Below are 7,601 nucleotides of genomic sequence, written 5' to 3' on the forward strand. Positions count from 1 at the left end.
CACCGGAAGCGATGTTGCCCTGGCCGTCTGGCCCCGCCTACGCTCCGCTCCGGCAGGGCCAGACGGCCAAGCCAGAACACGGGCCAAGTCTCTCATAGCTCGTGGATCCCTGATCGGGGGCAGCTCAGCTGGCCATCGGGGAATTGTCGGTCTCAACGGATCCGGTCCGAGTGTTCCGGCAGTTCAACTCGGCTTCGACCGGCTGCGAGGTGCCACATGAAGATCAAGATTATGGCCGCGCTCATCGCCACCTGCGCAGTTCCTGCGTTCGCGGGGGAGCAGTTCGCGGGCACGCACACCTATAACGCGCAGCAGCAAGTTTGGGCGCCGATGGCCGGCCACGTGTGGCAAACAGTCACAATGGTCGGGCATTTCGAGCCGACATCCGGCCCGATCCCTGCGAGCAGGATCGAGTGCCGGGGCGCGAATTACAGGGCCCCGCCCGCTCAAGAGGCGAGTGGGGTCTGCGTGTTCGGCGAGGGGCAGGACGTCTGGATGCTCCGATACCGCATGACCCGCAATGACATGGCCGCGCAGACGGCCGAGCAATTCCGGCGCACCGGCGAATGGACTGTCGTGGGCGGCACCGGGCGATACAACGGCATGACCGGCGAGGGCTTCTACTGGGCCGAGGATGCCGGTGGGATCCAACGGACACGGTGGGGAGGCGAGGTCACGATCCGCAGGTGACACCGGGGGCCGAAGCTTCCAGCTTCGGCCCCTTAAGTCGTGGCGGGGCGAGCGACGGCGCGCCGCGCCGCCAGCTGTTCTCGCTCGACATGGTCGAGGATTACCGCTGCGCGATCAGCTTGTGGATCGGCGTGGAAAAAGGACCCCCGTGTGGAGCGCGCCGTTCCGCGCAGCCGCTCAGCCAGCCTGCTCGCCGCCCGCGACCTGCCGCGCGTAGTCCTCCGCGTCGTACCATCCGCGCGACACCGTCACCTTGAGGTCCTGGTCGAGGTCCCATTCCTCCCAGCCGGTCACCCGCAGCGGATTTCCCGTGCCGGCATGCAGGCCCGTGAAGGTCCAGATATAGGCGACGTGGTGCCCGGCGATGCGCACCTCATCGCAGAACACCTTCATGTCCCGAACATCGGCGTAGAAGCCCGCCGCCATGTCGGCGACGCGCGCACGCCCTCCCCATGGCTCGCCCCGATTGATCACGATCCGCCCGTCGATGGCGTAGAACGCGGCGACGGCTTCCGGCGAGCCAGAGTTCCAGGCATCCGTATAGGCCTTCGCGAGGTCCCGGACCCTGCCGTGGTCGACCGGCATGCTTTCCTCCGTCGTGTTGGCTTGGTGCGCGACGACGACGCTACGCCGCATCCCAAGCGGATCGCAACGAACTCGGGACCGGCGGGCTATGGCCAGTACCGGTCGATGTCTAACGAGGGTACTGCGCGCACCAGCCGCTGCGTCGAATAGGGTGGAGCAGCCCAGGTACCGCCTGGATGAGGGAGATCGGCACTGGCCGTGCCGATGAGGAAATGGCGCCTGGATCCAGCGGAACGGCCGCAGCGGCGAAGCCGGGGGCGCCGAACGGGCGCGCATCGTGCGACTGCTGGTGGACAGGGTCGACGTCCGGGCCGAGGGCGCGATCCCGCGTTGCCGCTGAGCGTCATCGCCACTCATGCGGATTCCGGAACAACAGGCGCATCGGGTGATCACGGCGACCGGCGCGTCGGACGCCGAACCGGTACCATCACTTACGCGCATACCGGTTCTCTGCGCCGTTTACGGCCCCCGCTACAGGACACTCATCCCCTCGCCGCCGCCCCGCTATCCGGGGCGGTCACGAGACGGCCCGAACTGAAGGGACGGCTGCGCCAGTTCCATGCAGCGTCCACACAGTCGGGCTGATCGTCGGAGGGGCCGGCACGCTGCAACAGGAGGACGCGATGAGCGCTGTGAAGATCGAGGAATACCAGGTGATCCACGATACCGTTCAGCACTACCTGGACGGCGGAAGGACCGGCAAGGGCGACTTGATGAAGCCCGCCTTCCACGCCGACGCGACGATCTATGGCTATGTCGGGAAGGATCTCTTCGCCGGCCCCATCCAGGGGCTGTTCGACTGGAACGACAGGAACGGCGCGGCGAAGGACGTGGTCGTGAACGTGACCATCCTGCAGGTGGTGGAGACGGTCGCCGTGGTGCGCGTCGAGGCGGACAACTGGACCGGCCAGCGCTACACCGACTTCCTCACGCTGCTGAAGGTCGATGGGCGCTGGAAGATCATGCAGAAGGTCTTCCACCACCACGCCGCCTGACGCCCTGGCGAGGCACCGCCGGCGTTGCAACCGATGCGACATCGCCGATAGGCTTCTCGTCGCGTACCCGGATCGCTCAGCCGACCGGACGTCCGGGCCGCACCAGGGAGGCCAGCCCATGGCCGCAATCCGCGTCGCCGACAGATCCGACGAGCCCGTCGTCGTTAGCGTGATGACCCTGGCCTTCGCGAATGATCCGGCCTGTCGGTTCATGTTCCCCGATCCAGTCCAGTACCTGACGTTCTTCCCGGCCTTCGTGCGGCTCTACGGCGGCCGGGCGTTCGACCATGGTGGTGCCCACGTCATCGCGGCGAACGGCGGGGCCGCGATGTGGCTGCCGCCGGATGTGCACCCGGACGATGCGGCGCTCGATCACCTGATCGAACGCGGCGTCGCACCCGCCGCCAGGGCTGAAGTGCTCGCGGTCCTTTCGGCCATGGCCTCGCACCACCCGCAGGAGCCGCACTGGTTCCTGCCACTGATCGGGATCGATCCGCGCCAGCAGGGCCAAGGCCACGGCATGGGCCTGATGACCCAGGGGCTCCAGGCCTGCGATCGCGACGGCAGGGCGGCCCACCTCGATTCATCGCATCCGGACAACGTCCCGTTCTATGAGCGCTTTGGCTTCGAGCTCCTCACGACGATCGAGATCGGTGGGCATCCGCCGATGTTTCCCATGCGGCGTCACCCTCGATGAACCGATCGCCGCCACGGCGACGGGGCGTCCAGCGGGTCTGACCAGAGGTGCCTTCCCACCGGGGCGGAGACCGACATGCAGCTTTCCTTCGAAGTCGACCCGTCGGCGCCGATCTCGCTGCAGAGCCAGCTGGTCGGGCAGATCAGCACATCGATCACCACCGGACGCCTGAAGCCGGGCACCCGGCTGCCGGGCACGCGCGCGCTCAGCGAGCAGCTCGGTGTCTCACGCAACACGGTGCTGCTGGCCTATGCCGGACTTGCCGCCGAGGGCTTCGTGGAGACGCGCGAAGGAGCTGGCACCTATGTCAGCCCCGCATCGCCCGAGCCGCCCAAGTTCGCCACGCACGCGACGGCATCCACGCCGCGCGCCGCGACACCGCCGCCGGCATCGGTGCCGCCAGCCCTGACCTACGATTTCGAGCTGGAGGGCATCGACCCCGATCTCTTTCCGAGCGCGGTCTGGCGTCGCCTCATGATCCGGCGGATGCAGAGCGCGCGCTTCAACCTTACACGCGCCGGCGACCCGCAGGGCGCGCCGGAACTGCGCGCGGCGCTCTGCCGCTTTCTCGGCGCGACGCGGGGTATGTCGGTGGAGCCCGGCCAGCTCGTGGTCGTGTCCGGCATCCAGCAGGCGATGACAGCGGTGGGGCAGATGCTCGTGCGCCCCGGCACGCCGGTCGTCATGGAAGCGCCTGGGTGCAGCATGATCGCGCCGCTCTACCAGCGCTATGGGGCCGAGGTTCTTCCGGTGCCGGTCGACGCGGACGGCCTGATGGTCGACCGCCTGCCGACGTGTCGCGGGGGCGTGGCCGTCGTCACGCCGGCGCGGCACTTCCCGCTGGGCGGCACCCTGCCGGCGTCACGGCGGCGCACGCTGCTCGACTGGGCCGATGCCAGCGACGCCCATGTGTTCGAAGTCGATTTCGACAGCGACTTCCAGTACGAGGGCTCGCCTCAGCCGTCCCTGCAGACGATGGATCGGCGGGGGCGCTTCATCTACGCGGGCTCCTTCGCGATGACGATCGGGCCGGGCCTGCGCATCGGCTACCTGATCCTTCCGCATGATCTCGTGCAGCCGGCGCTCGAGGCCGTGTCCCTGCTGGAACACGCCTGGCCCATCCAGGGCATGGGCGCGCCGTGGCTGGACCAGGCGGTGCTGACGGACTTCATCGATAGCGGCGGCTACGACAAGCACCTGCGGACCCTGCGTCGGGCCTACATGCAAAGGCGCGATGCGGTGGTGGCGGGTCTCGCCCGGCATTTCGGCGCGCCCGACCTGCTGGGCATGGTGTCCGGCACGCACCTCGTCTGGCGCGTTCCTGAACATCTCCCGGATGCGGCGGAATGCGAAGCGCGCGCGCGCACCGCGGGCATCGCGGTGCATACCTTAAAGTTCAGGACCATCTCCGGCGCCGAGACCCTGCCGGGCTGGGAGCGTCACCTGCTGCTGGGGTTTGCGGCGCTGAAACCCGCGGTCATCGCGACGATGCTCGACCGGTTCGACGCGTCGCTGCGCTGACGGTCTGACGCTACCGCGGCTGGCGGAGGTGCCTCCGGCGGCGATCAATCCGGCAGGCCGGCCACGCGGAGATCCGCCCAGTAGGCGTCGCGAAAGCCGCGATCGCGCCAGATGTCCGGCATGCGGCCGACCCGTATCCCTGGCGCGATGCGCAGCAGCGCCTGCACCGCCTCACGCGCCTCCGCTTCGTGGCCAAGACGCCAGTGCGCCACGATCAGCGTGCGGAGACAGGCGGCGACGCCAGGTATTTCGATTTGATGCACGCCCTCTTCCGCGCAACGCACCGCTGCCGGCAGGTCGCCCAGCATCAGGTGGGCGAGGGCCTCGCCGGCATGCATCATCCCGATCTCGGGGTCGCGCGGGCTGAGGCGCAGCGCGCGACGGAACAGCGGGATCGCGCCGGCCGGCTCACAGGCATGATTGCGCACCCAGCCGGCGCTCGTCGCGGCCTGCGCGGAGTTGGGGTTGATCGCCACCGCGCGCCCCGTCGCCGCGAGCCCGGCCTCGAAGTCGCGACCGAAGTAAGAGATCGCGTGACCGGCCAGCCGCAGAGTCGCGGGATCGTCGCCGGCACTGGCCAGCGCCTCGTACGCCAGCGTGAGGCCTGGCGCGACGTCGCCCGGCTTTAACCATTGACGTGACGAGCGAGCGATATGGCACATCGCAGCCAATCCCTTTGCGAGCGCAAAGTTCGCATCGGCTTCGACCGCGCGACGCAGCAGGTCCAATGCGGCGTCGTTGTCCGCCCGCGTCATCGCGTAATGGTGCGGCAGGGCGCGCAGATAGAGGTCATACGCCGCGAGGCTACCCGTCGGCTTGGCCGTGGCGCGGCGGATTTCCGCCGCCCGCAGGCTCGGCTCCAGCGCGCCGGCCACCGCTTCGGTCACGCGGTCCTGCAGTTCGAAAATGTCGTCCAGCGCCGCGTCGAATCGCTCGGACCACAGTTGCCGCCCGGTCTCGGCCTCGGCGAGGTGGCAGGCGATGCGCACCCGCCCACCGGCCTTGCGCACGCTGCCCTCCAGCACGTAGCGCACGCCAAGCTCGCGCCCGACCTCGCGCACATCGACCGCGCGGCCCTTGTAGGTGAAGGCGGAGTTGCGCGCGATGACGAAGAACCAGCGGATGCGCCCCAGCGCGGCGGTGATCTCCTCCACCATGCCGTCGGCGAAGTAGTCCTGCTCGGCGTCGCCCGACATGTTGGCAAACGGCAGCACGACGAGCGAGGGGCGGTCCTCCGGCGGGGTCAACGGCTCGGCGACCGGCGGCGCGCTCGGGGCGGCGTTGACCACGGCATCGAGCATGTAGCCGCGTCGCGGGACCGATCGCAGCACGCGGCCGTCCTCGTCGCCGATCGCGCGCCTGGCGTCCCGCACTGCCTGGAACAGGCTGTCCTCGGTGACATTCACGCCGGGCCAGACCGCATCGAGCAGTGCGTCCTTGGTCACGGTCCGCCCGGCCTCGCGCGCCAGGGTGCGCAGCAGGTCGAAGGGCTTCGGCGCAATCGGCACCTCGGCGCCGGCCGCGTTGCGCAGGCTGCCACGGCCGAGGTCGAGCGTGACGCCCGCGAAGCGCAGCACCTCCCCCTCGGCCTTCTCCGCCATGCGCCCCGCCACCGGTTCAGAACCTCAGCGGATCATACACACGTCATCGGCGGAAGGTCAGGCGGCGGTCAGGACGCGCGGCGGCGACGCGGGCGAAGGTTCGGCCACGCCCGGCGCGGTGCCGGGTCGCGGACAACGGAGACGACGATGAGCGCGACGACGAACTTCTCCCCGATCCTGGCTCCGGCGGCACCGGTCCGCGGCACTTGGCGCGGGCGGCTCGCGGGCTGGCTGGCGCGGCTGGCGACGACGCAGCAGCGGACGCCGGCCGATACGTCGCCGGCCGACCTCGGGAACCACCTGCGCCACGACCTCGGGCTGCCGCCTGGCCCGTCCCATGACGACCGCGTCTGGGGCGTGGGCGGGGTGATGTGGCGCTGACCTCCGGGCACGCTGCCGGAGAGCGAAGTGCAGGCCCCACGCCGAATCCGCCCCACCCACGGCCGATGGCCCTGTAAGGTGGGCGCGACCGTCATCGCGCGACGACCGCGGGGCGGGGAGCGCCGGGAAGAGGAACACCAACCTCAGGGAGAGACGGCCATGTTGTTCAGCATCACCGCGAACTACACCCCGCAGGCCATCAATGCACTGATGGCGAACCCCGACGCGAACCGCGCCGAAGCAATCAAGCGCTTGCTCGAGGCGGCCGGCGGCAAGCTGGTCTCCTTCTACAGTACGTTGGCGGAGGGCCCGGGCGTCCTGGTGATCTGCGATCTGCCCGACGGCGAAGCGGCAGCGGCCGTCGGCGGGGTCGCCCTGGCGGGCGGCGCGATCCACAACTACCGCCTCACGCGGCTGATGACGCCCGACGAGGTGAAGCCCGTGCGCAGGAAGGCGGCGCAACTCAAGGCAGCCTACGCGGCGCCGTCGTAGCGCGGTGGCGTCCGGAAGGCGGCCACGTGCCGCCTTCCTAACCCATTCCCCGCCCGATGGCCGAACCAGTTCGCAACGCGGGGATGTCGGCGTGCGTCAGGACAGGAGGATGAGATGATCACCCAGGCGCCTGACCCGAGAAAGATCCAACACTCGTTGAGCATTTCCGGCCGTGCCGAGGCAGATCCAGTTCTGTCCTGCCTTGCCCTCGCATTCTCTGCGGATCCCGTCGTTCGCTGGTACTACCCGGAGCCGGCTGCATTCCTCGCGCATTTCCCTCGCGTCGCCGACCTGTTCGGTGGAGGGGCCTTCGACCACGCGGCGGCCTACCGGAACGATGATTTCACGGCAGCCGCACTCTGGTTGCCGCCCGGGGTGCATCCCGACGAGGAGAAGCTGATCCCCCACTTCGAGAAGACGGTGGCTGCGGAAAAGCTCGGTCGCCTATTCTCGCTGCTCGACCAGATGGCGCGTTATCACCCAGAGGGGCCGTGTCGGCATCTCACCTTCATTGACCTGACCCCGTAGAAGCGGTCCGCCGGTAATGTAGTCCCGGCGGCAGCGAGGGGAGGTTGGGGATGGCGAGGAGGAAGGCGCACACGCCTGAGGAGATCGTGGCGAAGCTGCGACAGGCGGAGG

The 7,601-nt window shown here is 69.1% G+C and carries 9 protein-coding genes; 7 read left to right on the plus strand and 2 right to left on the minus strand.

Translation table 11 applies throughout. The annotated features are described in order from the left end of the window. Positions 1-216: 216 nt before the first annotated feature. Positions 217-690 carry a hypothetical protein gene (locus tag HW578_RS20165; protein WP_198372510.1) on the plus strand — a complete coding sequence of 158 codons (474 nt, stop codon included), beginning with the start codon at positions 217-219 and terminating at the stop codon, positions 688-690. Between the two features lie 177 nt (positions 691-867). Here HW578_RS20165 and HW578_RS20170 read toward each other — a convergent pair whose 3' ends face one another. Continuing rightward, on the minus strand, positions 868-1,275 hold the full coding sequence (locus HW578_RS20170; RefSeq protein WP_198372511.1) for a nuclear transport factor 2 family protein: 408 nt from the start codon (positions 1,273-1,275) through the stop codon (positions 868-870). A 623-nt stretch (positions 1,276-1,898) separates the two neighbouring features. On the opposite strand from HW578_RS20170, the gene HW578_RS20175 reads away from it, so the two are divergent. From HW578_RS20175 to pdxR, 3 genes are all read left to right on the plus strand, one after another. Next, positions 1,899-2,270: a nuclear transport factor 2 family protein gene (locus tag HW578_RS20175; protein ID WP_198372512.1), complete on the plus strand. Its 372-nt coding sequence runs from the start codon at positions 1,899-1,901 to the stop codon at positions 2,268-2,270. Positions 2,271-2,388: 118 nt separating this feature from the next. After that, positions 2,389-2,967: a GNAT family N-acetyltransferase gene (locus HW578_RS20180; RefSeq protein WP_198372513.1), complete on the plus strand. Its 579-nt coding sequence runs from the start codon at positions 2,389-2,391 to the stop codon at positions 2,965-2,967. Between the two features lie 75 nt (positions 2,968-3,042). Further along, complete coding sequence (pdxR, locus tag HW578_RS20185; RefSeq protein WP_198372514.1) at positions 3,043-4,488, plus strand: MocR-like pyridoxine biosynthesis transcription factor PdxR; 1,446 nt, start codon at positions 3,043-3,045, stop codon at positions 4,486-4,488. Between the two features lie 44 nt (positions 4,489-4,532). On the opposite strand, the gene HW578_RS20190 is transcribed toward pdxR, so the two are convergent. Further along, complete coding sequence (locus tag HW578_RS20190; protein WP_198372515.1) at positions 4,533-6,089, minus strand: winged helix-turn-helix domain-containing protein; 1,557 nt, start codon at positions 6,087-6,089, stop codon at positions 4,533-4,535. Between the two features lie 147 nt (positions 6,090-6,236). Here HW578_RS20190 and HW578_RS20195 point away from each other — a divergent pair, with 147 nt between their 5' ends. The 3 genes from HW578_RS20195 (at position 6,237) to HW578_RS20205 (ending at position 7,490) form a co-directional block, all read left to right on the plus strand. Further along, positions 6,237-6,470, plus strand: coding sequence for a hypothetical protein (locus tag HW578_RS20195; protein WP_198372516.1), 234 nt, complete (start codon positions 6,237-6,239; stop codon positions 6,468-6,470). Positions 6,471-6,629: 159 nt separating this feature from the next. After that, positions 6,630-6,962: a GYD domain-containing protein gene (locus HW578_RS20200; RefSeq protein ID WP_198372517.1), complete on the plus strand. Its 333-nt coding sequence runs from the start codon at positions 6,630-6,632 to the stop codon at positions 6,960-6,962. Positions 6,963-7,076: 114 nt separating this feature from the next. Beyond that, positions 7,077-7,490, plus strand: coding sequence for a hypothetical protein (locus HW578_RS20205; RefSeq protein WP_198372518.1), 414 nt, complete (start codon positions 7,077-7,079; stop codon positions 7,488-7,490). Positions 7,491-7,601 lie beyond the last annotated feature (111 nt).

Source organism: Roseomonas rosulenta (assembly GCF_016106005.1).
GTDB classification, from domain to species: Bacteria; Pseudomonadota; Alphaproteobacteria; order Acetobacterales; family Acetobacteraceae; genus Neoroseomonas; species Neoroseomonas rosulenta.

What these genes read in the sequence shown, in the direction of transcription:
- HW578_RS20165 (WP_198372510.1), top strand. Translation starts at nt 217, where the DNA reads ATGAAGATCAAGATTATGGCCGCGCTCATCGCCACCTGCGCAGTTCCT.
- HW578_RS20180 (WP_198372513.1), top strand. Translation starts at nt 2,389, where the DNA reads ATGGCCGCAATCCGCGTCGCCGACAGATCCGACGAGCCCGTCGTCGTT.
- HW578_RS20170 (WP_198372511.1), bottom strand. Translation starts at nt 1,275, where the DNA reads ATGCCGGTCGACCACGGCAGGGTCCGGGACCTCGCGAAGGCCTATACG.
- HW578_RS20205 (WP_198372518.1), top strand. Translation starts at nt 7,077, where the DNA reads ATGATCACCCAGGCGCCTGACCCGAGAAAGATCCAACACTCGTTGAGC.
- HW578_RS20200 (WP_198372517.1), top strand. Translation starts at nt 6,630, where the DNA reads ATGTTGTTCAGCATCACCGCGAACTACACCCCGCAGGCCATCAATGCA.
- pdxR (WP_198372514.1), top strand. Translation starts at nt 3,043, where the DNA reads ATGCAGCTTTCCTTCGAAGTCGACCCGTCGGCGCCGATCTCGCTGCAG.
- HW578_RS20190 (WP_198372515.1), bottom strand. Translation starts at nt 6,089, where the DNA reads ATGGCGGAGAAGGCCGAGGGGGAGGTGCTGCGCTTCGCGGGCGTCACG.
- HW578_RS20175 (WP_198372512.1), top strand. Translation starts at nt 1,899, where the DNA reads ATGAGCGCTGTGAAGATCGAGGAATACCAGGTGATCCACGATACCGTT.
- HW578_RS20195 (WP_198372516.1), top strand. Translation starts at nt 6,237, where the DNA reads ATGAGCGCGACGACGAACTTCTCCCCGATCCTGGCTCCGGCGGCACCG.